Raw genomic sequence first — 15,542 nt, 5'->3', positions numbered from 1 at the left:
CGGCGGCCCCGCCCCGCCTCCTTCCGGCGGCAGGTCCCCGGGTCCGATCCGGTGCCGGCGCCGGGAGGGCGCCCCGGCCCGGAGGAGGGGAGGGCGGGTGCCCGCCCGTCCCGTCAGACCTGCAGGTCCGGCCCTATCCGGTTCCGCACCGCCCTCTGGACCTCGACCTCCTCGGCCGGGTCGGCGGCGAGGCGGCGCAGCCGGTCGGCGACGCGGGCGTCACCGGTCCCGGCGTGCTGGGCCGCGATCTCGCGGGTGGTCTCCTCGCAGTCCCAGAGGCATTCGACGGCGAACCCGGTCGCGAAGGTGGGGTCGGTGGCGGCGAGGGCGAGGGCCACGCGGCCGCGCAGCCGGGAGGAGGCCGTCTCGCGGTAGACGTGGCGCAGCACGGGGGCCGCGCAGGCGATGCCGAGGCGTCCGGCGCCGTCGGCGAGGCAGGCCAGTTCGGGGGCGTCGGGCCCCTCGGAACGCACGGTCGCGCGCAGGGCGCCGAGGACGGAGGGGGAGTCCTGGGCGGTGCCGCGGCAGGCCAGTACCTCGGCGGCGGCGGCGCCGAGGGCGTCGGTGCGCCGGACCCACACGCGGGCGCGGGCGACGGCCTCCTCGCCGCACATGCGCCGGTAGGCGGCGACGGCCGCCTCGGCGACCGGGCGGGAGCCGCCGTCGACGGCGTACTCGACCAGGTCGAGGACGGCGGGGTCCCGCGACGCGGCGAGGTGGTGGAGGGCGGCGCCCCGGGCCCCTTCGGCGCCGTCGCGGGCGGCGGCGAGGAGTTCGGGCCGGTCCTCGGGGCCGGCGACCGCGGTGAGGCAGCGGGCGGCGGGGCCGTGGAGGACGGCACCGCGCTCGTACCCCTCCTGCGCCCAGTCGAGGACCGCGCGCACGCTCCAGCCGGGGCGGGGCCCGGCGGGGCGCATCTGGCGCTGCCAGCGGTCGAAGGAGCCCCGCTCCATGGCGGCGGCGACCCGGGCGCCGATTCCGTCGCGCCGGTCCTCGGCCCACAGCCGCCAGGGACGGGGCTCGAAGGCGTCGCGCACGGTGCGGGCCAGTTCGGCGTCGCCCTCCGGACCGGCCGGGAAGCGGGCCAGGACGGAGGGGGCGAGCGCGCGGAGCCCGGCGTCGTCGTCGCGGAGGGCCAGTTCGTCCAGGGCCCAGGCCCAGTTGGCGCCGGTCGCCGCGTACCGCCGGAGCAGCGGCAGGGCGTCCTGGCGTCCGTAGGAGGCGAGGTGGCCGAGGACGGCGAGCGCGAGCCCGGTCCGGGACTCCTCGGTGTCGAGGTGGTCCTCGGCGCCGAACAGGTGCGCCTCGATCTCGTCCAGACCGCCGTGGAGGTCCAGGTAGAGCCGGGCGTAGTAGAGGGAGCGGTTCTCGACGCGCCAGTCGTGGCGGGGGTCGTCGAGGACGCAGTGGTCGAGGGCCGCGAGGGCTTCGGCGCGGGGCGCGGCGAGCGCGTGCAGGGTGCCGTCGCCGCGGCCCCGCTGCAGCAGGCCGAGCAGGGTTCCGCTCGGCGCTATGACTGGATCGAACATGGGAGGGCGCCTCACATCAAGCTGTCGACACGACCGGGGGACACCGGGACGGACCGGTTCAGGCGGTACACGCGTGTACGCCTAGGCCGTGCGGTGACACGTCGGGCCGCTCGTCGTCCTGCGCTTGCCAGTGACCATCTTCCTCTGCCTCTCGTCGATGGCCCGGTCCCCCGGGCCCGACGTCATGATGACCCACCCATTTCGCCACCGCGACCACATTTACGACGCTGCCCTCACCTGGGGTTCAGGCTCCGTTCACCGGCTTCCGGAGAGCTCCGGTCACCGGGTTCCGAAGAGCTCCAGGAGGTGGGCCTTGCCGAACATCCGGGCGGTGTCGACGGCGGACGGAGTCCCGGCTTCCGGATTCGCCCCGCCGGCGACGAGGGCGCGGATCACGTCCTCCTCCCCCTTGAAGACGGCTCCGGCGAGCGGGGTCTGGCCGCGGTCGTTGGGGCGGTCGGCGTCGGCGCCCCGCTCCAGGAGGGCCGTGACCGCGGCGGCGTGGCCGTGGTAGGAGGCGAGCATGACGAGGGTGTCGCCCCTGTCGTTGGTGAGGTTCGCGGGGACGCCCGCGTCGACGTGGGCGGCGAGGGCTTCGGCGTCCCCCGTGCGCGCGAGGTCGAAGACCTTGGACGCCAGTTCGATGACCTCGGGGTCCGGAGTCTCGCTCATCGGGTGGAACCGCCTCTCTCGTGTCCTGCCGGCCCGCACGCCGGGCGCGGCCGTACGGGTGAATCGACAGGGTACTGCCCGTCCGGGGGCGCGACCGTGCCCGAGGGAGACGGAGATCACGGCGGCCCGCTCCGCCCGGAGCCGCCTTTAGCGCGCTCCCGCCGTTTCGCCAGCCGGCCGGGCGCCCGCCGTCCTCCGCCCGGGTGAAATCGCCAATTTTTCACTCCCATGCACCTTTAGTCACATAGATACTCGGCGTGAAACTGGAACAACTCGTGGTGACTGTCCCCTCGACCAGGAGAACACCCCATGATCCTGTCCATCTCAGGCGTCGTGCTGCTCGGCATCATCTGCTTCCTGTTCTTCAAGAAGGACGGGCTCAAGGCCTCGCACGCCCTCGTCTGCTCGCTCTTCGGCTTCTACCTGGCCGGCACCGCCATCGCCCCGAGCATCACGGCGGGCGGGCAGAGCCTCGCCGGCCTTCTGGGCGGGATCAAGTTCTGACGTCCCCCAGCCCTTCCCACCCCTTCAGGAGTACGACGTGGCCCGGCGACCACTCCCCCGCATTCTGAGCAGCGGCAGCGCGCAGATCGCCCGCAGTCGAGAGATCGCGCGCACGGCCGCCGACAGCGCCACCGACGTGCTCCATCCGCTGATCACGGTCTTCCGCGGTCTGCGGAAGCTGGCCGCGAGCGCGCGCGCCAGGTGGGCCGCGACCCCGAAGGAGCGGCGTGGTCCCGCGCTGTTCGCGGTCGCGGCCTGCGTCCTGGGCATCGCCCTCGTGCCGTACGGGCCGCTCCTCGCGCTCGTCGCGCTCATGGGCGCCGCCGCGTGGAAGGGGCGTGTGCGTCCCGTCGCCGGGACCGGGCCGGGCGACGCGGAGACCGCCCGGCTCAAGGGCCTGTACGAGGCCCTGGTCCCGTACTTCTCCGTCCCCGAGGACCCCTCCCCGCTCTTCTCCCACGGGGGCGACTGGAGCGCCGTCTTCGAGGAGCACGCCTTCGACGGGGACGGGCGGCTCACCCGGCTGCGGATCGCCTACCCCCCGTACTTCACCGACGGCGAACCGGCCGCCCGCGCCCGCGTCGAGCAGCTGCTGCACGTCAAGTCCGGGCGCGGGCGCGAGTACCGCTTCGACTGGGACGAGGAGGGCAACCGGCTCGTCCTGAACGTGCTGCCCGCCCTGCCCACCACGATCGCCGCCCAGCGGTTCGTCACCGTGCCGGGCGAGACCGTCCTCGGCTTCACCGACGCCGACGCCGCCCGCCGGACCGTGCCCGTGGTCTCCACGGCCGGCACGACGGAGGACGCGCCGGCCGTCGTCTGGCGCACCGGCCCCCGTTCCACCGAACCGCACCTGCTCGCCGTGGGCCGGCCGGGCAGCGGCACCACCTCCCTGCTGCGTTCGATCGCGCTCCAGGCCCTCCCCCACGGCGACGTCCTGATCGTCGAGGGCGGCGGGACGGGCGAGTACGCGTGCCTGGCCGGCCGCGCCGGGGTGCTCGCCGTCGAGTGCGGGCTCTCCGGCGCCCTGGAGAGCCTGGAGTGGGCGGCGCGCGAGACCGAGCGGCGCCTGGTCGCCGCGAACCGCGCCCGGCAGGCGGGGCTCCCCGTCCCCGAGGACGTCCGGCGGCCGCTCTGGATCCTCCTCGACCGGCCGGGCGTCCTCGGCCACCTGGCCGCCGCGGACGGCCGCCCCGACCCGCAGGAGCTGCTCCGGGTGCCCCTGCGGCACGGGCGGGCCGCCCAGGTCACGGTGGTGGTGGCCGAACAGTTCGACGACGCGGACACGCTGGGCGAGGAGGTACGGAGCCACACCGGGGCCCGGCTCGTCCTCGGCCCCGCGACGCCCGGACAGATCACGGCCGTCCTCGGCGCCGAGCCGCACACCACGCCGACGCCCGACGTCCCCCCGGGGCGCGGCTACGCGCGCCTGGGCAACGGGCCGGTCGTACGGCTCCAGGTGCCGGCGACGCCCGATCCGTACGACGACGCGACGAGCGACGCGCACCGGCGGGCGGTCCTCGACCTGCTCCCCGAGCGGCGGCCGGTCCCCGTCACGGAGGCGGCCGGGCCCGTCCCGGCCGCGGCCCCGGTCACGACGGTGTTCGAGAAGGTCCCCGCCGCCCCCGCGCCGTCCCCGGCCCCCCGAGCCGAACCGGACCCGGGCCCGGCCCCGTTCCACGCGCCGGTCCCCGCCGAGGGCTGAGCGCCCGGCACGGACCGCGCGGTCCGTGCCGGGCGGGCCCCTACGCCACGAACGACCGCGGCGGCTCCGTCCCCCCGCCCGCCCCCGACTCGACCAGGCGCGCCGCGGCGGCGAGCCGGGCGGCCGCCTCGTCGGCGACCGCCCCGCCGACCGTGAAGGGCAGCCGGACGAAGCCCTCGAAGGCGCCGTCGACGCCGAAGCGCGGCCCGGAGGGCACCCGGACGCCGACCCGCTCGCCCGCCTCGGCGAGCCGGGAGCCCGAGAGGCCGCCGGTGCGCACCCAGAGCGTCAGCCCGCCGCTCGGCACCACGAACTCCCACTCCGGGAGCTCCCTGCGGACGGCGGCCACGAGCGCGTCCCGGTTCCGCCTCGCCTGGTCGCGCCGGAGGCCCACGGCCTCCTCCCAGCCGCCCGTCCGCATGAGCCAGTTCACGCCGAGCTGTTCCAGGACGGGGGTGCCGAGGTCCGCGTACGCGCGGGCGGCCACCAGGGAGCGGATGACGTCGGGCGCGGCCCGGACCCAGCCGATGCGCATGCCCGCCCAGAACGCCTTGCTGGCCGACCCGACCGTCAGAACGGTGGAGCCGGCCGGGTCGAAGGCGCAGACCGGCCGGGGCATCTCCACGTCGTCGAGGCGCAGCTCCGTCATGGTCTCGTCCACGACCAGCACCGTCCCGGCCGAACGGGCCGCCTCCACCAGCTGCCGCCGCTGGTCCTCGTCGGCGAGCGCGCCGGTCGGGTTGTGGAAGTCGGCGACGACGTACGCGAGGCGGGGCGCCGCGTCCCGCAGCACCTGGCGCCAGCGGCCCAGGTCCCAGCTCCCCAGCCCCTCGGACATGGCGACGGGCACGAGCCGGGCCCCGGCCTCGCGCATCAGCTGGAGGATGTTGGCGTACGAGGGGGACTCGACGGCGATGCGCTCGCCGCGCCCGGCGAAGAGGTGGCAGATGGCGTCCATGGCCCCCATGGCGCCGGTCGTGACCATGATCTGCTCGGGCATGGTGGGGATGCCGCGGGCGGTGTACCGGTCGGCGAGCATTTGCCGCAGCGCGGGCAGCCCCGCCGGGTAGTCGCCGTGGGTGTGGGCGTAGGGCGGCAGCTCCTCCAGGGCGCCCCGGACGCCCCGGGTCAGCCACGGCTCGGGCGCGGGCAGGGCCGCGCAGCCGAGGTCGATCATGGAGCCCAGGGACTCGGGCGGCAGCGGTTCGAGGCCGCGCGCCGGCAGCGGGTTCCCGGCCGGGACGGCGGTCCAGCTGCCGGCGCCGCGCCGCGATTCGAGGAAGCCCTCGGTGCGGAGCGCCTCGTAGGCGGCGGCCACCGTCGTACGGCTGACGGCGAGGGCGAGGGCGAGTTCCCGCTCGGCGGGCAGGCGGGCGGCGACCGGGACCCGGCCCTCCAGGACGAGCAGGCGGATGCCGTCGGCGAGCGCGCGGTAGGCGGGCGGCTTGCGGGCGCCGGGTCCGGCGGGCCGGGTCCGCTGCGCCTGGAGTTGCCGGGCGAGCTGGGCGGGCCCCACCGCCGAAGTCCACTGAGCCATGGAAATCAGTCCACCTTCCTCGGATTGGCCATGGTTGACCCTCGATCTCCCGCCACAGAGTGTCATGAGCCAGTCCACCGTCACCACTCTGGGGGAAGTCCCTTGTCCATCGCCTCCGGCCTCCGCGGCCGGCACCTCACCCGCCGGCTCGTCCAGCTCTACGCGGGCCTGACGCTGTACGGGGTCAGTTCGGCGCTGCTGGTGCGCGGCGCCCTCGGCCTGGAGCCCTGGGGCGTCCTCCACCAGGGCCTGGCGGGGAAGACCGGGCTGACGATCGGCGTGGTGTCGATCGTGGTGGGGGCGGTGGTCCTGCTGCTGTGGATCCCGATCCGCCAGCGGCCCGGACTCGGCACGGTCTCCAACGTCTTCGTGATCGGCCTGGCCATGGACGGCACCCTGGCCCTGGTGCCGGACGCCGACGCCCTGGCCGTGCGGGTGCCGCTGCTCGTGCTCGGGATCGTCCTCAACGGGGTCGCGACCGGCCTCTACATCGCGGCGCGGTTCGGCCCGGGACCGCGCGACGGCCTGATGACCGGTCTGCACCGGCTCACCGGCCGCTCCATCCGCCTCGTGCGGACGGCTCTCGAAGTGGCAGTGGTGGCGACCGGTTTCCTGCTCGGCGGGTCGGTGGGCGTCGGCACGGTGCTGTACGCGCTCGCCATCGGGCCGCTCGCGCAGTTCTTCCTGCGCCGGTTCGCGATCCCGGAGCCGGGCGCCGGGACCACCGCCGTCCCGCCGCCGGCCGCCCCGGCCGCTCCCGGGCCGGAGCACGGCACCGGCGGGGCGCCGGCCACCGGTTCCCCCGCGGTCGTCCCCGAGTCGCCGGAAGGGTCCATACTGCGGCGGTGACCCGTGTACGCCACCCCTACCTCGACCACCCCCTCCCCCTGCCGTTCGCCCATCGCGGCGGCACGGCGGACGGCCTGGAGAACACCGCGGCCGCCTTCCGCCGGGCCGCCTCGGCGGGCTACCGCTATTTCGAGACCGACGTCCACACGACCGCCGACGGCGCGCTCGTCGCCTTCCACGACGCGACCCTCGACCGGGTGACCGACGCCGCGGGGCGCATCCGCGACCTGCCGTGGGCGGCGGTGCGCGAGGCCCGGGTGGCGGGCCGGGAGCCGCTGCCGCTCTTCGCCGACCTCCTGGAGGAGTTCCCGGAGGCCCGCTGGAACGTGGACCTCAAGGCGGAGCCGGCCCTGGAGCCGCTGATCGACCTGATCCGCCGGACGAACGCCTGGGACCGGGTCTGCGTGGGCTCCTTCAGCGAGGTCCGGGTGGCACGGGCGCACCGCCTGGCCGGTCCCCGGCTCGCCACCTCGTACGGGGTGCGCGGGGTGATCGGCCTGCGGCTGCGCTCCCTCGGCATCCCGGCGGCCCTGCGGGCCGGGGCGGTGGCGGCGCAGGTCCCGGAGCGCCGGGGCGGGGTCCGGGTGGTCGACCGGAGGTTCGTCCGGGAGGCGCACGCGCGGGGGCTCCAGGTCCACGTGTGGACCGTGAACGATCCGGCCCGGATGCGCTCTCTCCTCGACCTGGGGGTGGATGGCATCATGACCGATCACCTGGAGACGCTGCGTTCGGTCCTGACCGAGCGGGGCGCGTGGATCTGACCGCGCGCCGGGGCGGCACGGGGACGGACCGCCGGGGGCACGGGCCCACGGGGACGAACGAGGGGGCGCGGCCGTGACCGTTGGCACCACCGAGCCGGAGGAGTACGCCGCCGATCCCGCCGGACGGCGGCGCGAGCGGCGGGGCTGGTACTTCTACGACTTCGCGTGCTCGGTGTACTCGACGAGCGTGCTCACCGTGTTCCTGGGGCCGTACCTGACCTCGGTGGCACGGGCGGCGGCCGACCCGGAGGGGTTCGTCCACCCGCTGGGCATACCCGTGCGGGCGGGCTCGCTCTTCGCGTACTCCGTGTCGGCCTCGATCGTGGTCGCGGTCCTGGCGATGCCGCTGGCGGGCGCGGCGGCGGACCGCACGGGCCGGAAGAAGCCGCTGCTCGCGGCGAGCGCGTACCTGGGGGCGGCGGCCACGGCGGCGATGTTCCTCCTGGAAGGAGACCGCTACCTCCTCGGCGCCTTCCTGCTGGTCGTGGCGAACGCCTCGCTGTCGGTCTCGATGGTCCTCTACAACGCCTACCTGCCGCAGATCGCGGAGCCCGACGAGCGGGACGCGGTCTCCTCGCGCGGCTGGGCCTTCGGCTACACCTCCGGCGCGCTGGTCCTCGTCCTGGACCTGGTCCTCTACTCGGGCCACGACTCCTTCGGCCTGACCGAGGGCGAGGCGGTCCGGATCTGCCTGGCCTCGGCCGGCGTGTGGTGGGGCGCGTTCACGCTCGTCCCCCTGCGGCGGCTGCGCGACCGGCGGGCCTCCCCGGAGGAGCGGGCCGGCCGGGGCGCGGTCGGCGGCGGCTGGCGCCAGTTGCGGGCCACCCTGAAGGACATGCGCCGGCATCCGCTGACGCTCTCCTTCCTCCTCGCGTACCTGGTCTACAACGACGGCGTGCAGACGGTGATCTCGCAGGCGTCCGTGTACGGCTCGGAGGAACTGGGCCTCGGCCAGACCACGCTCATCACGGCGGTCCTGCTGGTCCAGGTGCTCGCGGTGGCGGGCGCCCTCGGCATGGGACGACTCGCCCGGGTGTACGGCGCCAAGCGGACGATCCTGGGATCGCTGGCGGTCTGGACGGCGATCCTGGCGGCGGCCTGCGTCCTGCCGGCCGGCGCGCCGCTCTTCTTCTACTCCCTGGCGGCCGCGATCGGCCTGGTCCTGGGCGGCAGCCAGGCCCTGTCGCGGTCGTTGTTCTCGCACCTGGTGCCGCGCGGCAAGGAGGCGGAGTACTTCTCGGCGTACGAGATGAGCGACCGGGGGCTCAGCTGGCTGGGTCCGCTCGTGTTCGGTCTCGCGTATCAGCTGACCGGAAGCTACCGGGATGCCATCATCTCCCTGGTGGTCTTCTTCGTCGCGGGCTTCGTCCTCCTCGCGCGGGTCCCCTTGCGGCGCGCGGTCGAGGCGGCGGGGAATCCGGTACCGGAGCGTATTTAGACGTGGCGATGAAAGGGCGGTAGTGTACGCGTTTGGCCTGCCAGGCGGACCGTTACTGCATGCTGCTCTGGTGAAAACACCGAGTCGCACCTGCTGTCAGATGTGACAAAACGGGCACTGGTGGGTACAACAAGGGGCGGCACGACGGGCGACGCATGTCCCGCACGGGAATCTTTACCGCCGACCGGACGTTGACCGGATAACGACGACAGCGACATCTGTCCTGTGGGCGACAAGCCCGGGAGGCACGATTCATGAGTGAGCGAGCTCTTCGCGGCACGCGCCTCGTGGTGACGAGCTACGAGACCGACCGCGGCATCGATCTGGCCCCGCGCCAGGCGGTGGAGTACGCATGCGAGAAGGGGCATCGTTTCGAGATGCCCTTCTCGGTGGAGGCGGAGATTCCGCCGGAGTGGGAGTGCAAGGTCTGCGGAAGCCAGGCACTCCTGGTGGACGGGGACGGCCCCGAGGAGAAGAAGGGCAAGCCGGCGCGTACGCACTGGGACATGCTCATGGAGCGGCGCACCCGCGAGGAGCTGGAGGAGGTCCTCGCCGAGAGGCTGGCCGTCCTGCGTTCCGGCGCCATGAACATCGCCGTGCATCCGCGCGACAGCCGCAAGTCCGCCTAGCGGGCCACCGGACGACCGACGCCGCGGGGCCCGGTACACGGTTCGTGTACCGGGCCCCGCGGCGTTTCCGCGTGCCCGCCGGGCCGTCGTCCGGCGGGCACGCGGGCGGATCAGGGCGTCAGCGGATCAGGGCGTCAGGGGCGGACGGGCCCCGTCGGGCCGGCGCGGCTCCCCGGGGGTGTCCTCGCGGACGACCTCGCCCGGGACCACCTTCCCGTCCGGCCGGTGGATGCGGGCCTGCCGGAAGGCGTCCTGGAGGCTTCCGGGGGACACGGCGTTCATCCGGCGCTCGACGGCCCTCTCCGCGTACCGCCCCAGGAACGAGCGGACCGGGGGGATCAGCAGGAGCAGGCCGGCCGCGTCCGAGAGCGGTCCGGGGAGCATCAGGAGCAGGCCGCCCAGCATCAGGAAGCCGTTGCGGTCCTCCGCGCCGGTCCGTTCCGGCGCTGCGGGCGCTCCGCCCGCCCGCACGGCCTCCTGGGCCTGCTGGAAGGTGGAGGCGAGGTTCCGGAAGGCGCGGCGGCCGGCCCTCTTGACGACGGCGGCGCCGAGGACGGCGCCACCGACGAGCAGGGCGAGGACGGCCCAGCCGCCCGCCGCGTCCGCCACCACCGTGAGCAGCCAGATCTCCAGGACCAGCCAGGCGGCGACGGCGAGCGGGAGGAGCGTACGCGCGCGGGAGCGCTTCTTGGGGACATGGGGAGGCGGTGCGCCGGTCGTCATGGTCACCAGTGTGCCCGGCGCCGCGCCGGAACGGCGTAAAGGAACGACCTGAACGACCGGGACGACCAGTACGAACGGCCCCGGGAGGTCACCGGGAGGTCAGGAGGACTTGCGGCCGAGCATCCTGCCGACCTTCTCCGCCCGCGCCGTCAGGCCCCAGCCGGTGACCCGCCACAGCGCCTCCACGAGGATGTCGCGGCTCATCTTCGAGTCGCCGACCTCGCGCTCCACGAAGGTGATGGGGACCTCCACGACGTGGAAGCCCGCGGCGACCGCGCGGCGGGCCAGGTCCACCTGGAAGCAGTAGCCGGCCGAGGCGACGTCCTCCAGGCCCAGGCCCTCCAGGGTCTCCTTGCGGAAGGCCCGGTAGCCGCCGGTGACGTCGCGGATCGGCACGTCGAGCATCACGCGCGAGTAGAGGCTGCCGCCCCGGGAGATGAACTCGCGGGACTTGGGCCAGTTCACGATCCGGCCGCCGGGGACCCAGCGGGAGCCGAGCACCAGGTCCGCGCCCTTGAGGGCGGTGAGCAGCCGGGGAAGCTCCTCGGGCTGGTGGGAACCGTCGGCGTCCATCTCGACGAGGACGCCGTAGCCGTGCTCGATGCCCCACCGGAAGCCGGCGAGGTAGGCGGCGCCGAGCCCCTCCTTGCCCTTGCGGTGCAGGACGTGCACGTGGTCGTCCTCGGACGCGACCTCGTCCGCGAGCTTGCCCGTGCCGTCGGGGCTGTTGTCGTCGGCGACGAGAACGTGCGCCTCGGGTACGGCTTCCCGCACCCGCGCGACGATCGGCTTGATGTTCTCCGCCTCGTTGTAGGTCGGAATGATCACCAATGCCTTGCCGAGCGGGCCGTAACGCCTCTGGCCACCGTCGTTCACTACTGCCCCTTCGGATACAAACGCAGGCCCCCACCATAGCGAGGTCCCCGGAGTGCTCCGGCGCGGCGGGTCGGACGGGGCGGGCCACGTCCGGTGCGGTGCGGGGCCCGACGTCCTTCGGTCCGGTCCGGGAGCCGCTGGCTGCGGGTCGACCGGGAGCCGTTGTCTACTGAACGTCCGGGCCCCACCCGGGTCGCACCTTCCGCCGGAGGGGCCTTCCCGGTGACCGAGGCGCGGGCGGCGCTCGGTCACGGCGCGGAGGCGCGGTCCGGTCGGACGTCCTGTGGTGGACTCGGAGAACCTACCCGTCCCCTGCGGGCGACTGTCAATACCCCTCCGGCCTGCGAGCCCTTCCCGAAAGGCCAGGTCGGAGGGGAGACCCGCAGGTCGGGGAGGGGCGCGCCGAACGGAGCCGGAGGGGCGGGACGCCCCGTGTCACTCGCCCGGCCGCGCGAACACCGTCCGTCCGTTCACCACCGTGCGCAGGCAGAGGGGGAGTTCGGCGCCGGGCGACAGGTCGGGCAGGCCGGGCGTACCGGAGCGCGGGTCGGTGGACCAGCGGGCGACCCGGTCGTCGGGTGCCTGGACGACGAGTTCCTCGGTGCGCCAGACCGCGTAGTCGGCGGGGGCGCCGGGGACGAGCGTCCCGGCGTCGTCGCGGCCGGCGGCCCGCCAGCCGCCCCGGGTGTGGGCGGTGAAGGCGGCGCGGACGGAGACGCGGTGCTCGGGGGTCCGGTGGAAGGCGGCGGCCCTGACGGTCCCCCAGGGGTCGAGCGGGGTGACGGGGCTGTCGGAGCCGAAGGCCAGCGGCACACCGGCGCGCAGCAGCGCCGCGTACGGGTTGAGGGTGCGGGCCCGTTCGGCGCCGAGCCGGTCGGCGTACATGCCCTCCTCGCCGCCCCAGAGGGCGTCGAACGCGGGCTGGACGGAGGCGGTGAGGCCCAGTTCGGCGAAGGCGGCGATCGTCTCGGGGGTGAGCATCTCCGCGTGTTCGACACGGTGCCGGGCGGCCCGGACGCGGGCGGGACCGAGCTTCTCGGCGGCGGCCGCGAAACCCTCGACGACCGCGGTGACGGCGGCGTCCCCGATGGCGTGGAAACCGGCCTGGAGGCCCGCCTCGGTGCAGGCCACGACGTGGAGGGCGACGGTGGCCGCGTCCAGGTGGGCGACGCCGGTGTGCCCCGGGCCGGCGTGGTCGGCGTACGGCTCGTGGAGGCAGGCCGTGTGGGAGCCGAGGGAGCCGTCCACGAACAGGTCCCCGGCGGCGCCGAGCGCGCCGAGGGCCCGCGCCCGCTCCACGTCGAGGTCGGCCCAGTAGCCGACGACCCGGGGTCCGGCCTCCTCGCGGGCCAGGTCGAGCAGGCCGGTGAAGTCCTCCTCGGAGGAGATCCGCGGACCGCCGCACTCGTGCAGGGTGCCGATGCCGAGGGAGGCGGCCCGGGCGCGGGCGGCGCGCTGGGCCTCGGTGCGCTGGCGCGCCGACACCGCGCCGAAGGCGGCGGCGCGCACGGCGTGGTGGGCGTCGCCGGTGAGCGGCCGCCGGCCGTCGTGGAACCCGTCGAGGTCCCGGACGCCGGGCACGAGGTCGAGCAGGGCGGTGGTGACGACGGCCGAGTGGACGTCGATCCGCGTCAGGTAGAGCGGGCGGCCGCCGGTGAGGTCGTCGAGCTCCTCACGGGTGAGCGGGCGGCGCTCGGGCCAGCGGGAGGCGTCCCAGCCGTGGCCGATGAGGACGCGGTCGTCGGGCCGGGCGGCGGCGTGGGCCCGGATCAGCTCCGCCGCCGCGGCGAGCGAGGCGGCGGAGGAGAGGTCGAGCCCGGTGAGGGCGATGCCGGTGGCGGTGGTGTGCACGTGCGCGTCGACGAACGCGGGGGTGACGAGCGCGCCCCCCAGGTCGACCACCTCGTCCACGCCCGGGGCGAAGGCGTCGGCCGCGCCTTCCGAACCCACCCAGGCGACGTGCCCGCGCTCCACCACCATGGCGGTGGCGAAGGGGTCGGCGGGGCTGTGGACTTCTCCACCGCGCAGCAGCACGGTGCGGTGTTCGCCGGGAGACGCGACAGGCAGGGGCTCACTCATGCCCCCAGGCTAGGACCTGGGGGTTCCGGTTTGTCCGGCAGGTCCCCGTCGGCCCGCGTGCGCGAGGACGGGTGGACCGCGTGCGCGAGGGCGGGTCAGACGCGCGGCGGCCTGGCCTCGTACGGGGTGGAGAGGACGACCGTCGTGCGGCTGGACACGCCGGCCTGGGACCGGATGCGGCTGAGCAGGTGCTCCAGCTCCAGCGGGGTGGCCACCCGGACCTTGAGGATGTAGTTCTCGTCGCCCGCGACGCTGTGGCACGCCTCGATCTCGGGGATGTCGGCGAGCCGGTCGGGGGTGTCGTCGGGAGCGCTGGGGTCGAAGGGTTTGACCGAGATGAAGGCGGTGAGCGGCAGGCCCACGGCCTCCGGGTCGACGACGGCGGCGTAGCCGCGGATGACACCGCGCTGCTCCAGGCGGCGGACGCGCTGATGCACGGCCGACGTGGACAGGCCGGTGGCCTTGCCCAGGTCGGTGTAGCTCATGCGCCCGTCCTTGACGAGCAACTCCACGATCTGACGATCCAGCTCCTCCATGCGGTGACCCTAGTGGCCCGGAGGGGCCGGGGCACAGCCGGGGCCGACCCGTATGGGGCGCTATGGGCGGCTGCGGGGCACCTGCGACGACGGTGTGACGAACGCCACACATACGGCCCGGTCCCGAACCGCCGTCTCACGGTTATGCGGAGTTCCGTATGGGAAGTGCTTGCTGTGGTCGAGGCCGCACAGATCCGGCCGACCCACCCGAGGGGGAGATTCTCCATGCAGGAGCCTGTTGATTCGGTCGACACGTCCGACGAGCTCGACGCGTACGACACCTTTGAGATGTTCCGGGTCATCTGCCCGGAGTGCGTGCAGCCCATCGCGCTGCTCGCGGACGAGGAGGTGCTGCCGGAGCACGCCCTCTGCCCCACGCCGTGGAACCCCTTCGTCCTCACGGTCTGCCCGGGCACGGGGCTCGCGGCCTCCGGGGCGCGTCCGGCGGACGACACCCTGGGGGTCCAGGAGCAGGACACCGCGCTGCTCCTGACGCTCCCCCAGGGCCTCGACTGGCGCACGCAGCCCTTCTCGCACGTCGGCGGTCCGGGCTCGCGCCCGATCCGGGTGCCGCGGATGCGCCGCGCGGCCTGAGCCCACCGGCCGCCCCACCCCTCCTCCGTACCGCGACGTGTCGTGCCATGCCGTGCCGTGTCGCGCTGTGCTGTGCTGTGCCGCGTCACGAGGACGCCGCGGTGCGGTACGGGAAGGATCCCGCCCAGGGCGGGCCCGCCGCGTGAGGCGCCGCGGCGGCGCCGGGGTTCCGCCCCGGGTACCGGGCGAACTGTCGCCCGATTCCGCTCGGCGGTGACCCCCGGGGACCGGAGCGCGTTGGTCAGGGCATGACCACGCTGCACAAGACCTCCAGCGGTTACGGTCGGCACCGTCAGGCCGAACCGCACGGTGAAGAATCGGTTCCTCTCCCGGTTCCGGCGCCTGGCCCCGTGCCCGTACCGGCGCAGGGGGAGGCCGGGGCGCGGTCGCGGCCGGAGGAACGGGCGCGGACCGGTCCGGGGGGCCGGGCACAGCCACAGCGGCAGCCGGCCACGGCGCGACAGCCCGTTCCCGGCCCCCCGCCGCCCTCCGTCCCGGCCCCTCCGCCGGTCCCGGTCTCCGTCCCCCTCCCCGCCCCGGCTCCCGTCCCGGCCCATCCGCCCATCTACCAGGACGTACTGGCCCTCTGGGCGAGCCAGGGACGCACCCTGCCCGGCCACCGCGACCAGGAGTGGACCCGGCTCGCGGACGGTCCCGTCTGGGCGGACCGGACCGTCCGCGTCAACGGGTCCCTGGTCCGATCGGGTGACAGGCGATGACCGCCCGCCGGATCTGGCGGACCGGACCGTCCGCGTCAACGGGTCCCTGGTCCGATCGGGTGACAGGCGATGACCGCCCGCCGGATCTGAGGGACCCCGGCGGTCCGGGACGCCTTCGCCTCGTGCGGGCACCGGCGCTCCACGGGGGCGACCGCCGTGCGACCGTGTCCGCCGGGCGCCCGCGCGGGGCTCCGCCGGACAGCGGGAGCCGTCACATGAGGCCGGCCCGGGTGACGAGGACGGCGAGCAGCACGACCAGGGTCCAGCCGAGGACGTGCTCCAGGAGCTTGGGACCGTCGTCGTCCCGGGGACCGCCCGTACGGGCACGGAGGAGGGTGAGGCCGTAGGTGGTGGAGGTCATGGCGACCACCATGCGTCACGAGGGCGGCCC

General features: G+C 74.9%; 15 protein-coding genes. 7 read left to right on the top strand and 8 right to left on the bottom strand.

The window, feature by feature from the left end; all coding sequences use genetic code 11:
- Positions 1-113: 113 nt before the first annotated feature.
- Positions 114-1,529: a HEAT repeat domain-containing protein gene (locus tag ACFYZY_RS26355; protein ID WP_388698693.1), complete on the bottom strand. Its 1,416-nt coding sequence runs from the start codon at positions 1,527-1,529 to the stop codon at positions 114-116.
- A gap of 279 nt (positions 1,530-1,808) precedes the next feature.
- On the bottom strand, positions 1,809-2,201 hold the full coding sequence (locus ACFYZY_RS26350) for an ankyrin repeat domain-containing protein (protein ID WP_388698690.1): 393 nt from the start codon (positions 2,199-2,201) through the stop codon (positions 1,809-1,811).
- Positions 2,202-2,510: 309 nt separating this feature from the next.
- Between ACFYZY_RS26350 and ACFYZY_RS26345 the strand changes: the two genes are divergently transcribed.
- Complete coding sequence (locus ACFYZY_RS26345; RefSeq protein ID WP_030215129.1) at positions 2,511-2,705, top strand: hypothetical protein; 195 nt, start codon at positions 2,511-2,513, stop codon at positions 2,703-2,705.
- Between the two features lie 37 nt (positions 2,706-2,742).
- Entirely contained in the window at positions 2,743-4,410 is a 1,668-nt protein-coding gene (locus ACFYZY_RS26340) for a hypothetical protein (RefSeq protein ID WP_388698687.1), read from the top strand.
- Between the two features lie 40 nt (positions 4,411-4,450).
- Here the strand turns inward: ACFYZY_RS26340 and ACFYZY_RS26335 are convergent, their stop codons facing one another.
- Positions 4,451-5,947: a PLP-dependent aminotransferase family protein gene (locus ACFYZY_RS26335; RefSeq protein ID WP_388698684.1), complete on the bottom strand. Its 1,497-nt coding sequence runs from the start codon at positions 5,945-5,947 to the stop codon at positions 4,451-4,453.
- 102 nt (positions 5,948-6,049) lie between these two features.
- Between ACFYZY_RS26335 and ACFYZY_RS26330 the strand changes: the two genes are divergently transcribed.
- The 4 genes from ACFYZY_RS26330 to ACFYZY_RS26315 all read left to right on the top strand — a co-directional run bounded on the left by ACFYZY_RS26330 (position 6,050) and on the right by ACFYZY_RS26315 (position 9,624).
- Positions 6,050-6,796: a YitT family protein gene (locus ACFYZY_RS26330; protein ID WP_388698681.1), complete on the top strand. Its 747-nt coding sequence runs from the start codon at positions 6,050-6,052 to the stop codon at positions 6,794-6,796.
- Positions 6,793-7,557: a glycerophosphodiester phosphodiesterase family protein gene (locus ACFYZY_RS26325; RefSeq protein WP_388698679.1), complete on the top strand. Its 765-nt coding sequence runs from the start codon at positions 6,793-6,795 to the stop codon at positions 7,555-7,557. Before ACFYZY_RS26330 ends, ACFYZY_RS26325 begins: the two co-directional genes overlap by 4 nt.
- Before the next feature lie 73 nt (positions 7,558-7,630).
- Complete coding sequence (locus ACFYZY_RS26320; protein WP_388698677.1) at positions 7,631-8,995, top strand: MFS transporter; 1,365 nt, start codon at positions 7,631-7,633, stop codon at positions 8,993-8,995.
- 254 nt (positions 8,996-9,249) lie between these two features.
- Positions 9,250-9,624 (top strand): RNA polymerase-binding protein RbpA, encoded by a 375-nt coding sequence (locus ACFYZY_RS26315; RefSeq protein ID WP_026278069.1) that lies wholly within the window; start codon positions 9,250-9,252, stop codon positions 9,622-9,624.
- Positions 9,625-9,750: 126 nt separating this feature from the next.
- On the opposite strand, the gene fxsA is transcribed toward ACFYZY_RS26315, so the two are convergent.
- From fxsA to ACFYZY_RS26295, 4 genes are all read right to left on the bottom strand, one after another.
- Positions 9,751-10,347, bottom strand: coding sequence for an FxsA family membrane protein (fxsA, locus tag ACFYZY_RS26310; protein WP_388698675.1), 597 nt, complete (start codon positions 10,345-10,347; stop codon positions 9,751-9,753).
- A 99-nt stretch (positions 10,348-10,446) separates the two neighbouring features.
- Positions 10,447-11,223, bottom strand: coding sequence for a polyprenol monophosphomannose synthase (locus tag ACFYZY_RS26305; protein WP_388698672.1), 777 nt, complete (start codon positions 11,221-11,223; stop codon positions 10,447-10,449).
- Between the two features lie 435 nt (positions 11,224-11,658).
- Positions 11,659-13,302 carry an amidohydrolase gene (locus ACFYZY_RS26300; protein WP_388698669.1) on the bottom strand — a complete coding sequence of 548 codons (1,644 nt, stop codon included), beginning with the start codon at positions 13,300-13,302 and terminating at the stop codon, positions 11,659-11,661.
- Positions 13,303-13,397: 95 nt separating this feature from the next.
- On the bottom strand, positions 13,398-13,838 hold the full coding sequence (locus ACFYZY_RS26295) for an Lrp/AsnC family transcriptional regulator (RefSeq protein WP_015032222.1): 441 nt from the start codon (positions 13,836-13,838) through the stop codon (positions 13,398-13,400).
- A gap of 225 nt (positions 13,839-14,063) precedes the next feature.
- On the opposite strand from ACFYZY_RS26295, the gene ACFYZY_RS26290 reads away from it, so the two are divergent.
- The gene (locus ACFYZY_RS26290; protein ID WP_388698667.1) at positions 14,064-14,432 is read left to right on the top strand and encodes a hypothetical protein; all 369 of its coding nucleotides are present in this window, start codon (positions 14,064-14,066) and stop codon (positions 14,430-14,432) included.
- A gap of 930 nt (positions 14,433-15,362) precedes the next feature.
- Here the strand turns inward: ACFYZY_RS26290 and ACFYZY_RS26285 are convergent.
- On the bottom strand, positions 15,363-15,512 hold the full coding sequence (locus ACFYZY_RS26285) for an SCO1431 family membrane protein (RefSeq protein ID WP_388698664.1): 150 nt from the start codon (positions 15,510-15,512) through the stop codon (positions 15,363-15,365).
- Between the last annotated feature and the right edge of the window lie 30 nt (positions 15,513-15,542).

The organism is Streptomyces sp. NPDC001744 (assembly GCF_042892575.1).
In the GTDB taxonomy this organism is placed as follows: Bacteria; Actinomycetota; Actinomycetes; order Streptomycetales; family Streptomycetaceae; genus Streptomyces.
The sequence above is the reverse complement of the archived record's forward strand: the minus strand, read 5'-3'. Positions and strand labels throughout refer to the sequence as shown.